18 protein-coding genes are annotated in these 17,683 nt (G+C 69.3%); 16 read left to right on the plus strand and 2 right to left on the minus strand.

What is annotated here, in order from left to right:
- Positions 1 to 308: 308 nt before the first annotated feature.
- Entirely contained in the window at positions 309 to 1,196 is an 888-nt protein-coding gene (locus QAR72_RS14120; protein WP_304618021.1) for a LysR family transcriptional regulator, read from the minus strand.
- Positions 1,197 to 1,296: 100 nt separating this feature from the next.
- Between QAR72_RS14120 and QAR72_RS14125 the strand changes: the two genes are divergently transcribed.
- From QAR72_RS14125 to pobA, 16 genes are read left to right on the plus strand one after another with little or no spacing between them, the layout of a single operon-like run.
- Complete coding sequence (locus QAR72_RS14125) at positions 1,297 to 2,472, plus strand: cytochrome P450 (RefSeq protein ID WP_304618022.1); 1,176 nt, start codon at positions 1,297 to 1,299, stop codon at positions 2,470 to 2,472.
- A 10-nt stretch (positions 2,473 to 2,482) separates the two neighbouring features.
- The gene (locus QAR72_RS14130) at positions 2,483 to 2,806 is read left to right on the plus strand and encodes a 2Fe-2S iron-sulfur cluster-binding protein (RefSeq protein ID WP_304618023.1); all 324 of its coding nucleotides are present in this window, start codon (positions 2,483 to 2,485) and stop codon (positions 2,804 to 2,806) included.
- The gene (locus QAR72_RS14135; protein WP_304618024.1) at positions 2,803 to 3,978 is read left to right on the plus strand and encodes an NAD(P)/FAD-dependent oxidoreductase; all 1,176 of its coding nucleotides are present in this window, start codon (positions 2,803 to 2,805) and stop codon (positions 3,976 to 3,978) included. Before QAR72_RS14130 ends, QAR72_RS14135 begins: the two co-directional genes overlap by 4 nt.
- Positions 3,979 to 4,006: 28 nt before the next feature.
- On the plus strand, positions 4,007 to 4,987 hold the full coding sequence (locus QAR72_RS14140) for a TRAP transporter substrate-binding protein (RefSeq protein WP_304618025.1): 981 nt from the start codon (positions 4,007 to 4,009) through the stop codon (positions 4,985 to 4,987).
- Between the two features lie 11 nt (positions 4,988 to 4,998).
- Positions 4,999 to 5,490, plus strand: a complete 492-nt coding sequence (locus QAR72_RS14145) for a TRAP transporter small permease (protein ID WP_304618026.1) — start codon at positions 4,999 to 5,001, stop codon at positions 5,488 to 5,490.
- Complete coding sequence (locus tag QAR72_RS14150; RefSeq protein ID WP_304618027.1) at positions 5,487 to 6,785, plus strand: TRAP transporter large permease; 1,299 nt, start codon at positions 5,487 to 5,489, stop codon at positions 6,783 to 6,785. The genes QAR72_RS14145 and QAR72_RS14150 overlap by 4 nt, the downstream gene beginning before the upstream one ends.
- Positions 6,786 to 6,843: 58 nt before the next feature.
- Positions 6,844 to 8,691, plus strand: a complete 1,848-nt coding sequence (locus tag QAR72_RS14155; RefSeq protein ID WP_304618028.1) for a feruloyl-CoA synthase — start codon at positions 6,844 to 6,846, stop codon at positions 8,689 to 8,691.
- A gap of 40 nt (positions 8,692 to 8,731) precedes the next feature.
- Entirely contained in the window at positions 8,732 to 9,511 is a 780-nt protein-coding gene (locus tag QAR72_RS14160; protein ID WP_304618029.1) for a crotonase/enoyl-CoA hydratase family protein, read from the plus strand.
- Positions 9,508 to 9,960, plus strand: coding sequence for a MarR family winged helix-turn-helix transcriptional regulator (locus QAR72_RS14165; protein ID WP_304618030.1), 453 nt, complete (start codon positions 9,508 to 9,510; stop codon positions 9,958 to 9,960). Before QAR72_RS14160 ends, QAR72_RS14165 begins: the two co-directional genes overlap by 4 nt.
- 9 nt (positions 9,961 to 9,969) lie before the next feature.
- Positions 9,970 to 10,851, plus strand: a complete 882-nt coding sequence (locus QAR72_RS14170; RefSeq protein WP_304618031.1) for an amidohydrolase family protein — start codon at positions 9,970 to 9,972, stop codon at positions 10,849 to 10,851.
- Positions 10,852 to 10,883: 32 nt separating this feature from the next.
- Positions 10,884 to 12,008 (plus strand): C4-dicarboxylate TRAP transporter substrate-binding protein, encoded by a 1,125-nt coding sequence (locus tag QAR72_RS14175; protein ID WP_304618032.1) that lies wholly within the window; start codon positions 10,884 to 10,886, stop codon positions 12,006 to 12,008.
- Between the two features lie 46 nt (positions 12,009 to 12,054).
- Positions 12,055 to 12,552, plus strand: coding sequence for a TRAP transporter small permease (locus tag QAR72_RS14180; protein ID WP_304618033.1), 498 nt, complete (start codon positions 12,055 to 12,057; stop codon positions 12,550 to 12,552).
- Positions 12,549 to 13,850 carry a TRAP transporter large permease gene (locus tag QAR72_RS14185; RefSeq protein WP_304618034.1) on the plus strand — a complete coding sequence of 434 codons (1,302 nt, stop codon included), beginning with the start codon at positions 12,549 to 12,551 and terminating at the stop codon, positions 13,848 to 13,850. Before QAR72_RS14180 ends, QAR72_RS14185 begins: the two co-directional genes overlap by 4 nt.
- Positions 13,847 to 15,412, plus strand: coding sequence for an acyl-CoA dehydrogenase family protein (locus QAR72_RS14190; RefSeq protein WP_304618035.1), 1,566 nt, complete (start codon positions 13,847 to 13,849; stop codon positions 15,410 to 15,412). Before QAR72_RS14185 ends, QAR72_RS14190 begins: the two co-directional genes overlap by 4 nt.
- A 2-nt stretch (positions 15,413 to 15,414) precedes the next feature.
- On the plus strand, positions 15,415 to 16,179 hold the full coding sequence (locus QAR72_RS14195; RefSeq protein WP_304618036.1) for an SDR family NAD(P)-dependent oxidoreductase: 765 nt from the start codon (positions 15,415 to 15,417) through the stop codon (positions 16,177 to 16,179).
- A gap of 45 nt (positions 16,180 to 16,224) precedes the next feature.
- Positions 16,225 to 17,391, plus strand: a complete 1,167-nt coding sequence (pobA, locus tag QAR72_RS14200; RefSeq protein ID WP_304618037.1) for a 4-hydroxybenzoate 3-monooxygenase — start codon at positions 16,225 to 16,227, stop codon at positions 17,389 to 17,391.
- On the opposite strand, the gene QAR72_RS14205 is transcribed toward pobA, so the two are convergent.
- Positions 17,370 to 17,683 (minus strand): LysR substrate-binding domain-containing protein (locus QAR72_RS14205; RefSeq protein WP_304618038.1); only part of this gene is annotated, 314 nt, incomplete at its 5' end. The two genes, pobA and QAR72_RS14205, sit on opposite strands and share 22 nt — an antisense overlap.

Raw genomic sequence — 17,683 nt, forward strand, 5'->3', positions numbered from 1 at the left:
TCACGCCCAGATAGCCCTGTCGCTGCATCACATCGACCAGGCCGATCCCCGCGGCCTCGACCTTGATCAGCACCTGGCCCTTGCCCGCCACCGGATCGGGAAGCTCGACCAGGGACAATTGGTCGGCCGAGCCGAATTCACGCACGATGATCGCCTGCATCCCGAATCTCCATTTCATCATTTGCTTGTTTCGCTAACAAGTATAATTGGTAGGCCGGATCCTCTGGCGCTGGCAAGGGGGCAAACTGCGCGGCGACAACGATCTGCTCGCAGACCCCGATTGCGCCGGAAGACCGGCGCCCTTGCGCTCAGGCGCAATGGGTCAGGATCACATCGCGCAGCCAGCGGTGCATGGCCGAGGCGTTGGTGCGGGCCGTCCAGACCACCGACAGGTCGAACCGGCCGCGGAAGGGGCAGGCGCTCATCGCCAGCCGGTCCGCGATCCGTGCGCCAAGCCTGCGCGGCACTGTGGCGACGAGGTTCGAGCCGGAGAGCAGCTCGGCCAGCCCCGCCGGGCTGGGCACGGTCAGCGTCGGCTCCAGCCGGTGGCCTGCGGCCTCGAGCTCTTGCAGATAGGCCGATTTCCAGCCGCCGCCGTAATCGATCAGGACGTGGCGCAGGGCGAAGTAGTCCTCGACCGTCAGCGGCTTGCCGGCCATCGGGTGGGATGGGTCCATCAGGCAGGCATATTCCTCGGCGTAAAAGCGGCGGGTGTGAAAGCCCGATTCGCTGCGGCCGAAGGGGCCGACCAGCACATCCGCCTCGCGCGCCAGCAGCCGGTGATGCCCGTCGCCGAGCGCGTTGATCACGCGGACCGACATGCCCGGCGCCTCGGCCCGGAGGGCCGCGACGATGCGGGGGATCAGCAGGATGCGTTCGTAATAGTTGCAGGCGATGGTGACGCTGCCGGTCGCGCGGGCCGGATCGAACCGCTCGGGCTGGGCCATCCCGTCCAGCAGGTCCAGCATCTGCCGCGCCTGCGCCAGCAGCCGCTCGCAGCGCTCGGTCGGGACCTGCCGGCCGCCCTCGCGCACGAAGAGCGGATCGCCGAAGGCCGCGCGGAGTTTCGCGATCGTGTAGCTGACCGCCGACTGGTTCACGTCCAGACGCTCGGCCGCGGCGGTGAACGAGCCGAGGTCATGGACCAGCCGCAGCGTTTCCAGCGCCGTGAAGTCCAGCATGCGGGGATCGGTCATGGCGCCACCATCAAATTTGTTGATGGCAGATAATAAACCCATCGGCTGGTTCGGCAATGCCCCCCGCGCTAGCGTTCGAACCGGAGGAAGGGGAGGAACCATGGCGCTTGCACCGCTGGACAATGCGATCACGCTGGATCAGCTGACGCTGGACCCGTATCCGATCTATCGCCGCCTGCGGGCCGAGGCGCCCGTGCTGCGCGTGGCGTCGGCGCGGCGGACCTTCCTGACCAAGGCGGCGCTGACCAAGCTGGTCAAGGACGATCCGATCCTGTTCAGCAGCGACGATCCGAACACGCCGATGAAGCCCGCCTTCCGCGCCCATACCCTGATGCGCAAGGACGGCGAGGCGCATCTGGCCGAGCGGCGCGCGATCAACCCCGCCCTGACGCCCAAGCGGATCAACAGCGACTGGGGGCCGCTCTACGAGACGCTGGCCGCCGACTACATCGGCCGCCTGCCGCGGGGCGAGGTGGTGGACCTCTTCGCGACCCTTTGCGGGCCGCTGTCGGCGCGCATCCTGGCCCATATCCTCGGCATCCCCGAGGCGACGGACGACGAGATGCAGCGCTGGTCGCAGCGCCTGATCGACGGGGCCGGCAATTTCGGCTGGCGGCCCGAGCCCTTCGCTGCCTCGGATGAGGCGAACGACCAGATGGACGCCCTCTTCGCGCGCTTAGCGCCCCTGCGGAAAGCCGAGCCGGACGGGTCGGCCTTCTCGGTCATGCTGACGGCCGAGAACCCGATCCCGCTGAGCCAGATCCACGCGAACCTCAAGATCGCCATCGGCGGCGGCATCAACGAGCCGCGCGACGCGATGGCCACCGCCATCTTCGGGCTTCTGGACAACCCGGACCAGCTGACCGAGGTCAAGGCGCAGGGCGCCTGGAACGCGGCCTTCGAGGAGGCGATCCGGTGGGTCGCCCCGATCCAGGCCAGCTCGCGCCTCGTGACCGCCGACACGGAACTGGGCGGATACGAGATCCCGAAGGGCGAGACGGTGATGACCATCCAAGCCTCGGCCAACCGCGACGAGGACCTCTTCGAGAACGGCGAGGTGTTCTTCGTCTTCCGCGACAGGAACCCCCACCAATCCTTCGGCAACGGCCCCCACCACTGCGCGGGCGCCCATGTCGCGCGGCGCACGGTCGGCAAGATCATCCTGCCGATGCTGTTCGACCGCTTCCCGAACATGACCCTTCCCGACCGCGAGGCGGTGCAGTGGCGCGGCTTCGGCTTCCGCGGCCCGATCAACCTGCCGGTCGTCCTGAACTGAGGAGAACCCCATGGTCAAGCTTACCTTCGTCGCCCCGGACGGCAGCCAGACCACGATCGACGCGCCCGAGGGGACGTCGGTGATGAAGGCCGCCGTGGCCAATGACGTTGACGGCATCGTCGGCGAATGCGGCGGCGCGATGATGTGCGCGACCTGCCATTGCTACGTCGACGAGGCCTGGGCCGACCGCACCGGCCCGCGCGAGGAGGGCGAGGACGACATGCTCGAGGGCGCTGCGTCCGAGGTCAACGACCGCTCGCGCCTGTCCTGCCAGATCAGGCTGACCGCCGACCTCGACGGACTTGTGGTCCATCTCCCCGAGGAGCAGCTTTGAGCCGGCCGGGCGTCATCATCGTCGGCGCGGGGCAGGGCGGTCTTCAGGCCGCGATCAGCCTGCGGCAGGAGGGTTATGCCGGCCCCGTCACCCTGATCGGCGCCGAGCCGGGCCTGCCCTATCAGCGCCCGCCTCTGTCGAAGGCCTATCTGGCCGAGGGCGATCCGGCCGCGCTGACCCTGCGCCCCGAAAGCTTCTTTGCGTCGAAGGACATCACCTATCTTCCCTCGACGATGGTCGAGGCCATCGACCGCGCGGCGCGGCAGGTGATCCTGCCCTCGGGGCGGTTGGATTACGACCGGCTGATCCTCGCCACCGGCACCCGCAACCTGCGCCCGCCCATCGCGGGGCTGGAGCGGGCGCTGGACCTGCGCACGCTGGCCGATGCCGGCCGCCTGCGCGAGGTGCTGGCCAGCCCGCGCCGGGTGGCGGTGATCGGGGGCGGGTTCATCGGCCTGGAATTCGCCGCCGCCGCCCGCAAGCTGGGCCACCAGGTCGCCCTCATCGAGGCGGCGGACCGGCTGATGGCGCGGGTCGTCTCGCCGCTGATGTCGCGCTACTTCGCGATGCTGCACCATGACTGGGGCACCGAGATTCATCTGGGCCAGCCCGCCGTGGCGGTCGATGACACCGGCGTCACGCTGGCGGATGGCGCTCATGTCGCCGCCGACACGGTGCTGCTGGCGGCGGGGGTCTGCCCGAACACCGAGCTGGCGGCCGAGGCGGGGCTTCAGATCGAGAACGGCATCCGGCTGGACGCGCAGCTGCGGACCTCGGACACCGCGATCTTCGCGCTCGGCGATTGCGCCAGCTTCCCCGACCCGCGGACGGGGCGTCGGGTGCGGCTGGAAAGCGTGCAGGCGGCGACGGATCATGCGCGCCTCATCGCCGCGCAGATCGCCAAGGGCACGGAGGCGCCCTATGCCGCCGTGCCGTGGTTCTGGTCCGACCAGGGCGACCGCAAGCTGCAGATCGCGGGCCTCGCCGGGCCGGACGCGACCGAGGAGATCGTCGTCGACGGCATCGTCGCCCGCGTCGATGACCTCGGCGTGGCGGCGCTGGAGACGGTGAACAATGCAGGCGCGCATATGAAGGCGCGCCGGCTGCTGGCGGGGCACGCGCCCGTCAGTCTGGACGACATCAGGGCCGCGGTGCTGAAGACCGCCGCCTGACCACCACAACGATGTTTGGGAGGACATCATGACCCTGAAGACCCTGATCCTTTCCTCGGCTGCCGCGCTGGCGCTGACGGTTTCCGCCCATGCGCAGGAGCTGCGCTACGCCAACTGGGCGGCGCCCATGCACACGATCACCGCCTCGCAGATCGAGCCCCTGGCCGAGGCGCTGGAGGAGGGCACGGGCGGCGCCGTGACCCTGCGCGCCTTCCACGGCGGCGAGCTGGGCGCGGGCCCGGCCGACCAATATGTCCGTGTGGTGCAGGGCACGGCCGAGATGGGCTGGGGCCTGCCCGGCTACACCTCGTCGCAATTCCCCAAGAGCATGATCGTCGAGCTGCCCGGCGCGCTAGAGCTGGACCAGACCGCGCATGAGGCGATGTGGCGCGCTTTCGACGCCGAGCTGGCATCCGAGTTCCCGATGACCGAGGTCCTCGCCCTCTGGGGCTCCGAGCCGAACGTCCTGATGATGCGCGACCGCGAGATCCGCACGCCCGAGGATCTGCGCGGTCTCAAGATCCGCGTCTCGGGCGCGGCGGCGGCCGAGGCGATCGAGGCGCTCGGCGCGACGCCGGTGCAGCTGCCGATCACGCAGGTCTATAACGGGCTGCAGACGGGCCTGATCGACGGGCTGGTCAGCGGCGCCTCGGTCATGTCGGACTTCAAGCTGGACGAGGTCGTGGGGACCATGTCGCTCGGCGCGAACCTCGGCCGGCTCAGCTTCTTCACGGTGATGAACAAGGCCGCCTATGACGGGCTGCCCGACGAGGCCAAGGCCGCGCTGGATACTGAGATGCGCGCCGAGCTGTCGCGCCGCGCCGAAGAGGCGTGGATCGCCACCGCCGAGGCCGGGATCGAGGCCGCCCGCGCCTCGGACCGCACCACGGTGATCGACCTTTCCGAGGACGAGATCGCCGCCTTCGACGCGGCCCTGTCGCCGGTGACGGACGCCTATATCGCGCAGGTCGGCGGCGAGGCGGCGCTGGCCGCGATGCGCGGGCAGTGATGGCGGCGCTGATGCGCTGGACGGACAGGCTGATCGGCCTGTCCGCCTTCGTCGGCACGGCGGGGCTTCTGTTCGTCGTGGGCGTGATCCTGGTGGACGTGATCGGGCGCAACTTCGGCCGCCCGCTCTATGGCTCGCAGGACATGGTGACGATGACCATGGTGCTGATCGTCTTCGGCGGCATGGCCCTCTGCGACCGGCTGGACGGGCATATCGTGGTCGACATCTTCGAGGGGTCCTTCCCCGAAGGACTGAACCGCCTGATCGACATCGCCTCGGCGCTGCTCGGCGCGGTGATCTTCGCGCTGATCGCCTGGGCGATCTGGAACAGCGCGCAGCTGAGCCAGATGCTGAACCTCTCGACGAACCTTCTGCGCCTGCCGCTGGCCTGGTTCCAGTATGCCGTCGTCGCCTTCTCGGGCATCACGGTCCTGGCGCTGCTGATGCGGGCGGGCCTGCTGCTGGCAGGCGGCCCTCGCAAATCGGCGGAGGGCGCGCTGTGAGCCCGGTCCTTGCCGGCACGCTCGGCCTCGTCATCCTGCTGGTGCTGCTGCTGATCCGCGTGCCGGTCGCCTTCGCGATGTTCGCGGTGGGCTTCACCGGCATCTGGCTGCTGAACGGCCTGCCCGCAGCGATGGGGCTGCTGTCCTCCGAGACCTTCGCGCTGGCCTCTAATGCCGAGCTGATCGTGGTGCCGCTGTTCATCCTGATGGGCAACGTCGCCAGCGTCACCGGCATGAGCCGCAAGCTTTACGACGCCGCCTATGCCTGCATCGGCCAGATCCGCGGCGGACTGGCCTCGGCGACGGTGATCGGCTGCGGCGGGTTCGCGGCCCTGTCAGGCTCGTCCGTCGCCTCTGCCCTGACCATGGGCCGCACGGCTTTGGCAGAGATGGACCGCTTCAACTACAGCCCGCGCCTCTCCACCGGCGTCGTCGCGGCGGGCGGCACGCTCGGCATCCTGATCCCGCCTTCGACGGGCTTCGTCATCTACGCGATCCTGACGCAGCAGAGCATCGGGCGGCTCTTCATGGCGGGTGTCCTGCCCGGCATCCTCTTGCTGACCCTCTTCATCCTGACGGTGATGCTGCTCTGCTGGATCTGGCCCGAGATGGGGCCGAAGGGGCCCGCCACCACCATGGCCGAGAAGGGCCGCGCCTTCTTGGGCGCCGTCCCGATCCTGTCGGTGGTGCTGGTGACCATCGGCGGCATCTATGGCGGCATCTTCTCGCCGACCGAGGCCGCAGGCGTCGGCGCCGCACTCGTCATCCTGATCGGCGCCCTCGGCCGCAGCCTGACGCTGGCGAGCTTCTGGCAGGCGGCGCGCAGCAGCATCGTGACCACGGCTTCCGTCATGCTGATCCTGATCGCGGCGCATCTGATCAATCCGTTCATCGCCCTCAGCCACCTGCCGGCCGAGGTCAGCGGGATGCTGGTGACGCTGGATCTGGGCCTCTACGGCACGCTTCTGGTGATCCTGGCGATCTACCTGGTGCTGGGCTGCTTTCTCGAGGGGTTGGCGATGCTGGTCCTGACGCTGCCGATCTTCATGCCGGTGATCCTGCAACTGGGGATCGACCCGATCTGGTTCGGCGTGCTGGTCGTCCTGACGCTCGAGATGGGGCTGATCTCGCCCCCCGTGGGGATCAACGTCTTCATCGTGAAGTCCGTCGCCCGCAGCGTTCCGCTGTCCGAGATCTTCCGCGGCGTCACGCCCTTCTGGTTCGCCATGCTGCTGTGCCTGCTGATCATCATCGCCGTCCCGCAGATCGCGCTCTGGCTGCCCGGCATGATGTGACCCAGTTTTCTACACACGGAGATAGTTTCCGTGTATAGTAAATTCGGGAGGATGCTGCATGACTGATTCGACGATCCGGCCTGTGCGCCTGTGGACGCCCCAGATCGCGTGGGAGGAGCGCGACGACGGCGCGATCCTCGTCCGGCAGACGGACCCGCTCGGGCCCTATCCCGCGCGGATGTCCGACCGGATCGCGCATTGGGCCGAGGCGGCGCCGGACCGGCTGTGGATGGCCGAACGCGACGCGGACGGCGCCTGGCACGGCGTCACCTATGCCGAGCTGGCGGATCATGTGCAGGCGGTCGGGCAGGGGCTTCTGGACCTCGGCCTTTCGCCCGAGCGGCCGCTGCTGATCCTGTCTGGCAATTCGGTCGGCCATGCGCTGGTGGCGCTCGGCGCGCAGCATGCCGGCATCCCCTCGGCCTGCATCTCGCCGGCCTATGCGCTGGCCTCGGGCGAGCTGGGCAAGCTGACCGCCGTGCGCGACCAGATCACGCCGGGCGCGGTCTATGCCGAGGACGCGGACGCCTTTTCCACCGCGCTCGGCGGCGTGCTGGCCGGGCTGCCGGTCATCGGCCGGCGCGGGCCGGTGACGCTGACGCTGGAGGCGCTGCTGGCCACCAGCCCCGGCGATGCGGTCCGCGAGGCCCATGCCGCGACCGGGCCGGACACGGTGGCGAAGTTCATGTTCACCTCGGGCACGACCGGCTCGCCCAAGGCGGTGATCACGACGCAGCGGATGCTCTGCGCCAATGCCGAGCAATCGACCGACTGCTTTGCTTACTTGCGCGACGAGCCGCCGGTGGTGCTGGACTGGTCGCCCTGGAACCATGTCGCGGGCGGCAACAAGGTCTTCAACGTCACGCTGTACAATGGCGGCACGCTCTATATCGACGGCGGGCGCCCGACGCGCGAGGCCTTCGGGCAGACCCTCGCCAACCTGCGCGAGATCCGTCCGACCTGGTACTGGAACGTCCCCTTCGGCTACGAGATGCTGGCCGAGGCGATGGAGGCCGACCCGGCCCTTGCCCGCAACTTCTTCCACGACCTCAAGGTGATGTTCTACGCCGGCGCGGCGATGGGGCGGCACACCTGGGACAAGCTGGACGGGCTGTCAAAGCAGCTGCACGGCCAGCGGGTGCTGCTGACCAGCGGCCTCGGCTCGACCGAGACCGCGCCCTTCGCCATCTTCAACACCGACCCGGCCAGCGAAGCGGGCAATGTCGGACTGCCCGCCCGCGATCTGGTGCTGAAGCTGGTCCCCGTCGAGGACAAGTGGGAGGCCCGCGTGAAGGGCCCGAACATCACGCCGGGCTACTGGCGCAACCCTGACCTGACCGCCGAGGTCTTCGACGACGAGGGCTTCTACTGCCTCGGCGACGCGCTTCGCTTCGCGGTGCCGGGCGATCCCTCCAGGGGCTTCTTCTTCGACGGCCGCGTGGCCGAGAACTTCAAGATGTCCACCGGCACCTGGGTCGGCGTGGGCGCCCTGCGCGCCAAGCTGATCGACGCGATGGGCGGGCTGATCCGCGACGCGGTGATCCTGGGCGAGGGGCAGGACGCGCTGTCGGCCCTGCTGGTCCCCTTCCGCCCCGCGATCGAGCGGCTGGTCCCCGGCGGCGATGCGCTGGACGAGGCCGCGCTGCTGGCCCATCCCGTCCTGCACGGCGCGCTGGCCGAACGGCTGGCGGCCTACAATGCCGCCAACCGGGGCATGTCGCTGCGGATCACCCGCGCGATGCTCATCGACCAGCCGCTGAGCTTCGAGCGGGGCGAGGTGACCGACAAGGGCTCGGTCAACCAGCGCGCAGTGCGGAACGGCCGCCCTGACCTGGCGGCGCGGCTGGCGTCGGACAGCCCCGAGGTGATCCTGCCCAAGGCGCCCGAAGATGCTTTACACGGATAGTATTTCCACGGATAATAACTCGAACAACCGGAGAGCTGCCGTGAGCCATATCACCTTCGAGATGCGCGGGGATGTCGCGCTGCTGGGCCTCAATCGCACCGCCAAGCGCAACGCCATCTCGGACGCGGTGCTGGAGGAGCTGGACGGCCTGATCACCCGCGCCGAGGCCGAGGCGAAGGCCGCCGTCATCTTCGGCCACGGCCCTCATTTCTGCGCCGGGCTGGATCTGGGCGAGCATGTCAAGAAATCCGCCTTCGAGGGGATGCTGAACTCGCGCCGCTGGCACGACGTCTTCGGCCGCATCCAGCTGGGCCGCATCCCGTGGTTCTCGGCCCTGCACGGCGCGACGGTCGGCGGCGGGCTGGAACTGGCCTCGGCCACCCATGTCCGCATCGCCGACGAGAGCGCCTTCTTCGCCCTGCCCGAGGGGCAGCGCGGCATCTTCGTCGGCGGCGGCGCCTCGGTCCGCACGGCGCGGCTGATGGGGGTGGCGCGGATGACCGACCTGATGCTGACCGGCCGCAGCATCAATGTCGCCACGGCCGAGCTGTGGGGCATCGTCAGCGCCCGCACCCCGGCCGGCGGCGCGCTGGACCGCGCGGTGGAACTGGCCGCCCAGGCCGCCACCAATGCCGAGATGTCGAACTATGCCATCATCCACGCCTTGCCGCGCATCGCGGACATGGCCGCGGCGGACGGCCTCTTCGTGGAAAGCTTCGTCTCGGCCTTCACCGCCCATTCGCCCGAGGCCGAGGAACGCCTGAACGCCTTCCTCGAAAAGCGCGCTGCCAAGGTCGCCCGGCCGGGGAGCACCGCATGACCGCCCATCAGCGCCACCTTGAGGAAACGCCGGAACTGGGCGAATTGCCCAACATCTTCGGCCTGCTGCTGCGGCTGGCGCAGGTGCGCCATTACGACCGCTTCTTCGCCGCCTTCGAGGGCACGGATGTCCGCCCCGGCGAGATGACGCTGCTGTGGCTGCTGGACCTGAACCCCGGCATCCGGCAGGGCGTCGCCGCGCGCACGCTGCTGATCAAGCCGGCGCACATGACCAAGGTCGTCCAGCGCCTGATCGATGCGGGCCTCATCAGCCGGCTGGTGCCCGAGGGCGACCGCCGCTCAGTCACGCTGAACCTGACGGATGCGGGCCGCGCCCATCTGGCCCGCCACCGCGAGACCTTCCTGAACGTCTCGTCGGCCGAGTCCATCGGCCTGGCGCAGGACGAATACGACACGCTGCTGGCGCTTCTGCGCAAGCTCGCCTTCTGAGAGGGTTTCATGCCGATCAACCTCGACGACATCATCGCCATCGACATCCACACCCACGCGGAAGAGCCCTGCTGCACGCATCGCGACGACGGCTACAATGACTTCCAGGCCGCGATGGCGCGCTATTTCAGGAACCCGGCGGGCGAGCAGGGGATGCTGCCCACCGTGCCGCAGACCGCCGCCTATTTCCGCGACCGCCGCATCGCCGCCGTGATCTTTCCGGTGGATGCCGAGCGCGAGACCGGCTTTCGCCGCTATTCCAACGAGGAGGTCGCGCAGCTCTGCGCCGAGAATGACGACATCCTGATCCCCTTCGCCTCGATCGATCCGGCCAAGGGGCGGGCGGGCGCGCGCGAGGCGCGGCGGCTGGTGCGCGATTTCGGCGTCAAGGGCTTCAAGTTCCACCCGACGATGCAGGGCTTTTTCCCCAACGACCGCGCGATCTATCCGGTGCTGGAGGCGATTGCCGACGAAGGCGCGATCACGCTGTTCCATACCGGCCAGACGGGCGTCGGCTCGGGGATGCGCGGCGGGATGGGGATGCGGCTCAAATACTCGAACCCGATGCATCTGGACGATGTGGCGGTCGATTTCCCCGACATGCCGATCATCCTCGCGCATCCGTCCTTTCCCTGGCAGGAAGAGGCGCTGGCCGTCGCCCAGCACAAGCCGAACGTCTACATCGACCTCAGCGGCTGGTCGCCCAAATATTTCCCCGAGATTCTCGTCCGTTACGCGAACACGCTGCTCAAGGACAAGATGCTGTTCGGCTCGGACTGGCCCGCGATCACGCCGGACCGCTGGCTGGCCGATTTCGCCAAGGCCCCGTTCCGCGACGAGGTGCGCGACCTGATCCTCAAGGAGAATGCACGCAAGCTGCTGAAGCTCTGAATCTTTCATCCAACTTTGGGAGGAGTTGACCGATGACGACCCTGACGAAACGTGTCCTTGCGGCGCTGGCCGTGACCACCGCCCTGGCCCTTCCGGCCGCCGCGCAGGACCGCACGCTGCGCGCCGCCCCCGGCACGCCCCCGGCCCATCCCTCGAACGAGGTGATGTATCAGAACTTCCTCGGCTATCTGGCGGAATCCTCGGACGGCCGGCTCGGCGCCACCATCCTCGGCCCCGAGGTCGCCAGCCTCGGCCAGATGAAGGACGCGCTGCAAAGCCAGATCGTCGAGATCGGGAACCTCCTGCCGCTCTATTACCCGGCCGAGCTGCCTTTCATGGCGCTGGCGGGCGAGCTGTCGCTGATCCCCGGCAATCCCCATGCCGCCGGCGCCGCGATGACCGAGTTCATCGTCACCTGCGCGCCCTGCCAGGACGAGCTGCGCCGCTTCAACCTGGTCTATCTGGGCTCGGGCACCTCGGATGTCTACGAGATCCTCTCGACCCGCCCCGTCCGCACCGCCGAGGACCTGCGGGGGATGCGCCTGCGCACCGGCGGCGCGCCCTGGGCCCGTCTGGCCGAGCATTTCGGCGCCACCCCGGCCCAGATCTCGGTCAACGACACGTTCGAGGCGATGAGCCAGGGTGTCATCGACGGCTCGATCGCCTCGGTCGCGGACCTGCAAAGCTTCCGCCTGATCGAGCTGGTGACCCATGTGACGGAACTGCCGCTCGGCCTCTATCAGGCGACGTCGAACTTCACCGTCTCGTCGGCGACCTGGGGCAGCCTTTCGCAAGAGGACAAGGAGGCGCTGGCCGAGGCCGCGAACCTCGCCAATGCCGACATGACGCAGCGTTGGGGCTATGACATGCCGACCGAGGCCATCGAGGCCGCCGAGGGCGCAGGCATCGAATTCGTCGAGGCCGATCCTTCGCTGGTCCAGGCGGTCGAGGACTTCGCCGCGACCGAGCGCGAGACCGCGATCCGACTGGCGCAGCAGAATTTCGGCATCGACGACGCCGAGGATCACGTCGCCCGCTTCCTCGAGCTGCTCGAGAAATGGGAGGGGATCGTGGACGGGCTCGAGCCCGCCGAGATCGCCGCGCGCGTGCAGGACGAGGTCTGGTCGCAGGTCGATTTCGCGACCTACGGCGGCTAACGCATCACGGGGCGCCACAAGGCGCCCCTCACCCCGCGAGGCTGCCATGCCCCCTGCCATCCGGCACCTGCAATCCGGGCTTCTGGCCCTTCTGACCGCGATCGGCGCGCTGGCCGTTCTGGCGCTGCTGGTCCATGTCTCGGTCGATGTCGCGCTGCGAAGCCTGCGCGGCACGCCCATCCCCGCGACCTACGAGATCGTGACGCATTACTACATGGTGGGCCTGGCCTTCCTGCCGCTGGCCTGGGTCGAAAAGCAGGGCGGCATGGTCCGCATCGACGTCATCCACGGAATGCTGCCGCGCCCGGCGCAGGCGGTGTCCGACAGGGTGGTGACGCTGATCTCGGCACTGATCTACGGCGTGCTGGCCTGGGTCACGCTGCGCACGGCGCTGACCAACAGCGCGAATGGCAGCTTCATCATGACGAACGGCGTCCGAGTCGTGACCTGGCCCGCCTATTGGCTGCCGCCGGTGGGGCTCGCCTTGGCCGCCTTGGTCACGACCCTGCGCGCGATCTGGCCGCATCAGGAGCCCGCCGCATGAGCATCACCACCGCCTTTGTCGGCATCGCCGTCCTCTTCGTCCTGCTGGCCCTGCGCGTGCCGGTGGCGCTGGCGATGATCGCCGTCTCCTTCGGCGGCGTCGCCGCGATGCTGGGGATCGAGCCCGCCATCGGCATCATCGCCAACACGCCCTTTTCCTTCGTCGCCAACTGGACCCTGTCGGCCGTGCCCATGTTCCTCCTGATGGGCTTCATCGCCTATCACTCGGGCATGACCACCGGCCTTTTCGAGGCCGCCAAGGCCGTCCTGCGCCGCATCCCCGGCGCGCTGCCGATCTCGGCCATCTTCGCCTGTTCGGGCTTCGCCTCGGTCTGCGGCTCCTCGCTCGCCACCGCCGCCACGATGGGCCGCATCGCCATCCCCGAGATGGTGCGCGCCGGCTACGCCCCCAGCTTCGCCGCCGGCGCCATCGCGGCGGGCGGCACGCTCGGCGCGCTGATCCCGCCCTCGATCCTGATGATCGTCTATGGCGTTTTTGCCGAAACCTCGGTCCTGCGCGTGTTCCTCGGCGGCATCGCGATGGGGCTGCTGACCGCGCTGTCCTACTGCATCGTCGTGCTGATCACCTGCTGGCTGCGCCCCGACATCGCGCCGCCGCGCCCGACGCAGGGCGAGGTGCCGCCGATGGGGCAGGCGCTGCGCAAGGTCTGGCCGGTTCTGGCGCTGATGGCCATGGTCTTCGGCGGCCTCTTCTCGGGCCTTTTCACCACGACCGAGGCCGGGGCCATCGGCGCGGGGGGCGCGATCCTGATCGCCGCGCTGACGCGCACCCTGACGCTGAGCGTCATGCGGGACGCGCTGACAGAGACGCTGCTGACCTCGGCCTCGCTCTTCATCATCGGGGTGGGGGCGGCGATGTTCACGCGCTTTCTGGGCCTGACGGGCATGTCGGGCTACATCGCGTCCTTCGTCAGCAACGCGGAATTCAGCTTCCTGCACCTGATGCTGATCGTGGTGGTGATCTATCTGATCCTCGGCATGTTCATGGAGCCCTTCGGCGCCATGCTGATCACCCTGCCGGTGCTGCTGCCCGTGTTCCGGGCCGAGGGGATCGACCTCGTCTGGTTCGGCGTCCTGCTGGTCAAGCTGCTGGAAATCGGGATGATCACGCCGCCCGTGGGGATGAACTGCTTCGTCATCCGGGGCGTGGCGGGCAAATACGTCACCACCGGCCAGATCTTCCGGGGCGTCACGCCCTTCATCGCCGCCGATCTGGTGGTGGTCGCGCTGGTGATCCTGTTCCCCGCCATCGTCATGTTCCTGCCGGCGCTGCTATGAGCTGGGCCGACGACAATGCCGCGATGCTGGACGCCTTGGCCCGCACGCCCGGCTGGCAGGCGCTGCCGGGCCGCCCGGACGACGAGACGCTGAGCGCGATCCTGGACGAGGCCGCCCGCCTCGCCTCCGGTGTCATCGCGCCGCTGGACGCGCCCGGCGACCGGATCGGGGCGCGTCACGCCGATGGTCGCGTGACCCTGCCCCCCGGCGCGCGCGAGGGCTTCGCGGCACTCGCCGACGGCGGCTGGCTGGCGCTGGAACTGCCCGAGGCGCTCGGCGGCGCCGGCCTGCCGCTGTCGGTCTTCGCGGCGGTGAACCCGGCCTTCGAGCGGGCATCCCCCGCGCTGATGATGGCCGCCGGCAGCACCCGCGCGGCGGCGCGGCTGCTGGCCGAGCATGGCGATCCCGAGACGCAGGACGATTGGGTGCCGGCGCTGGCGGCCGGCGAGCGGACGGCGACGATCTGCATCTCGGAGCCCGGCGCGGGCTCGGATGTCGGCCGCATCCGGACGCGGGCGGTGCGGGGCGAGGGCGGCTGGCGGATCAGCGGCGAGAAGATCTGGATCTCCTTCGGCGATCACGATCTGACCGAGCGGATCGGCCATTGCGTCCTCGCCCGCAGCACCGAGGCGCCGGGCACGCGGGGCCTCAGCCTCTTCCTGGTCGAGCGCGGCCCCGGCGTCACCTGCACCCGGATCGAGGAGAAGATGGGCCTTCACGCCTCGCCCACCTGCGCGCTGCTGTTCGACAACGCCCCCGCCCGCCTGATCGGCACCGAAGGTCGCGGGTTGCCGCAGCTTTTCACCATGATCCGGCAGATGCGGCTGACCGTCGGGACGCAAGGCCTCGGCGTCGCACTGCGCTGTCTCGCCCATGCCCGCGCCTATGCCGCCGAGCGCTGCCAGGGCGGCCCGCCCGACGCTCCGCCCGTGCCCATCGCCACCCATCCCGACATCCGTCGCCAGCTGGACGGGCTGGCCGCGCGGATCGACCTCTACCGCCTCGCGCTGCTGGAAACGGCCGTGCTGGCGGACCTGCCGGGTCAGGACGACGCCCGCCTCTGCGCGCTGCTGCTGCCGCTGGTCAAGACCTTCGGGGCTGAACTGGCCTCGGACGCGGCGGGCATTGCGATGATGGTCCTCGGCGGGGCGGGCTACACGCGCGAGCATCCCATCGAGCAGGCCCTGCGCGACGCCCGCGTCTTCGCCATCTACGAGGGCACGACGGGGATGCAGGCGCAGGATTTCCTGCTGCGGCAGGCGCTCGGAGCCGGAGGGCTGGAGGTCCTGCTGACCCGCGCCCGCGCCGAATGCGCGTCCTCAAGCGAACAGCTGGCGCTGCTGGACGGCTTCGCGGCCTTTGCCGAGGAGTTGCGGAGCGCGCCCAGACCGGCGCAGCTGGCCGCCGCCGATCCGGCGATGCGGGCGGGCTGGGTCGTGGTGCAGGTCTGGCTGTCGATGCGCCTTGACGATCCGCGCGCCTTCATGGCCACCGCCCCGCAGCGGCTGGCGCTGCACATGGCCGAGGCGCGGGCCGCCATGTCATTCGAGGAAGGGTTTTGAACATGCAGATCAAGGATAGCGTGGCGCTGGTGACGGGCGCGGCGAGCGGCCTCGGCGAGGCGACGGCGCGGCGGCTGGCCGGGCAGGGCGCCAAGGTGGTGGTGCTGGACCGCGACGCCGAGGCGGCCGCCCGCGTCGCGGCCGAGATCGGCGGGCTGGGGCAGGGCGCCGACGTCACCGACCCGGCCGCCATCGAGGCCGCCTTCGCCGCCGCCGAGGACCGCTTCGGCACCCCCCGCATCGTGGTCAACTGCGCCGGGATCGGCACGGCGGGCCGCATCCTGCCGCGGGACGGGGACCTGAACCTTGCCGCCTTTGCCCGCACGATCAATGTCAACCTGATCGGCACCTACAATGTGCTGGCCATCGCCGCCCGCGCCATGGCGGCGGCCGCGCCGCTGGACGCGGACGGCGCGCGGGGGGTGATCGTCAACACGGCCTCGGTCGCGTGGCAGGACGGGCAGATCGGACAGGCGGCCTATGCGGCCTCGAAGGGCGGCATCGCCTCGCTGACCCTCCCCGCCGCGCGGGAACTCGCGCGCTTCGGCATCCGCGTGATGACCATTGCGCCCGGCATCTTCGAGACAGCGATGAGCGCGGGCCTGACCGGCGAGATCCGCGCCTCGCTGGAGGCCGGGATCCCCTTTCCCGCCCGCATGGGCCGCCCCGAGGAATACGCGCTGCTGGTCCAGCACATCGCAGAGAACCCGGTCCTGAACGGCGAGATCATCCGCCTTGACGGCGCGGTGCGGCTGGCGCCGCGCTAGGGCCGCGCGGCCCTTGTCACGACGATGCACCAGAAGGAGAGAGCCATGCGCAGTCAGGTCATCATCATCGGCGGCGGCCCCTCTGGCCTGCTGCTGTCGCAATTGCTGAACCGTGCGGGCATCGCGACGGTCGTCCTGGAACGCCAGAGCCGCGATCACGTCCTGGGCCGCATCCGCGCGGGGGTGCTGGAACACGGCACCGCGCAGCTTCTGCGGCAGGCGGGCGTGGGCGCGCGGATGGATGCCGAAGGCCACCCTCATGACGGCTGCTATCTGGCGCATGACCAGCAGATGGTAAGGGTGGATTTCACCGAAAGCTGCGGGCGGCAGGTGATGGTCTACGGACAGACCGAGGTGACGCGCGATCTATACGACGCGCAGGATGCAATGGGCGCGACGCACATCCACGGCGTCCGCGACGTGGTGCTGCACGATCTTCTGACCGACGCGCCCTTTGTCACCTATGAAAAGGACGGCCGGCAGCACCGCATCGACGGCGATTTCATCGCCGGTTGCGACGGCTTCCACGGGGTCAGCCGGGCCTCGATCCCCGCCGAAAGCCGGCGCGAATACGAAAAGATCTATCCGTTCGGCTGGCTGGGCGTGCTGTCGCGCACGCCGCCGCTGATGGAGGAGCTGGTCTATGCCAACCATCCGCGCGGCTTCGCGCTGGCCTCGATGCGCAATGACACGCTGTCGCGCTATTATATCCAGGTGCCGCTGTCCCACCGGGTCGAGGACTGGTCCGACGATGCGTTCTGGACCGAGTTGCGCGCCCGGTTGCCGGACTCGGTCGCGGGCAGGCTGGTGACGGGCCCCTCGATCGAGAAATCCATCGCGCCGCTGCGCAGCTTCGTGTCGGAGCCCATGCGGTGGGGGCGGCTGTTCCTGTGCGGCGACGCCGCCCATATCGTGCCGCCGACCGGGGCCAAGGGGCTGAACCTTGCGGCCTCGGATGTGGGCTATCTGTTCGAGGGGCTGGTCGCCCATTACGGCGGCGACGGCGAGGCGCTGGAGCATTATTCCGACCGCGCGCTGCGCCGGGTCTGGAAGGCGATGCGCTTTTCCTGGTCGGTCACCACGATGATGCACCGCTTTCCCGATCACGGCCCCTACGAGCAGCGCATGCAGCAGGCCGAGCTGGACCTCCTGGCCAGTTCGGCCGCAGCCCGGCAGGCCTTTGCCGAGAATTACACCGGCCTTGCCTTCTGACAGTCGGCCGGGCCGGATCGCCCGGCCCTAGCGACGCGCTTGGTGACCGACCAGGCGGTGATCGCCGCCGGCTCCTTCAGCGGGCGGCGGACGAGGCCGGGCATGTAGACCTCGGCCACCGAGAATTCGTCGATAACCGCGACGCCGAGGCCGTGGCGCACCAGGCTGACGATGGTCTGGGCAAAGCGCCCCTGCATCGCATAGCGCGGGTTCAGCCCCGCCTCGTCCAGCGGACGGGCCAGGATGCGGCCATAGGGATCGGCCCGGTCCACGCCGACGAAGGGATAGCGCA

It is taken from the genome of Paracoccus sp. (in: a-proteobacteria), from assembly GCF_030604785.1.
Taxonomy (GTDB): Bacteria; Pseudomonadota; Alphaproteobacteria; order Rhodobacterales; family Rhodobacteraceae; genus Paracoccus.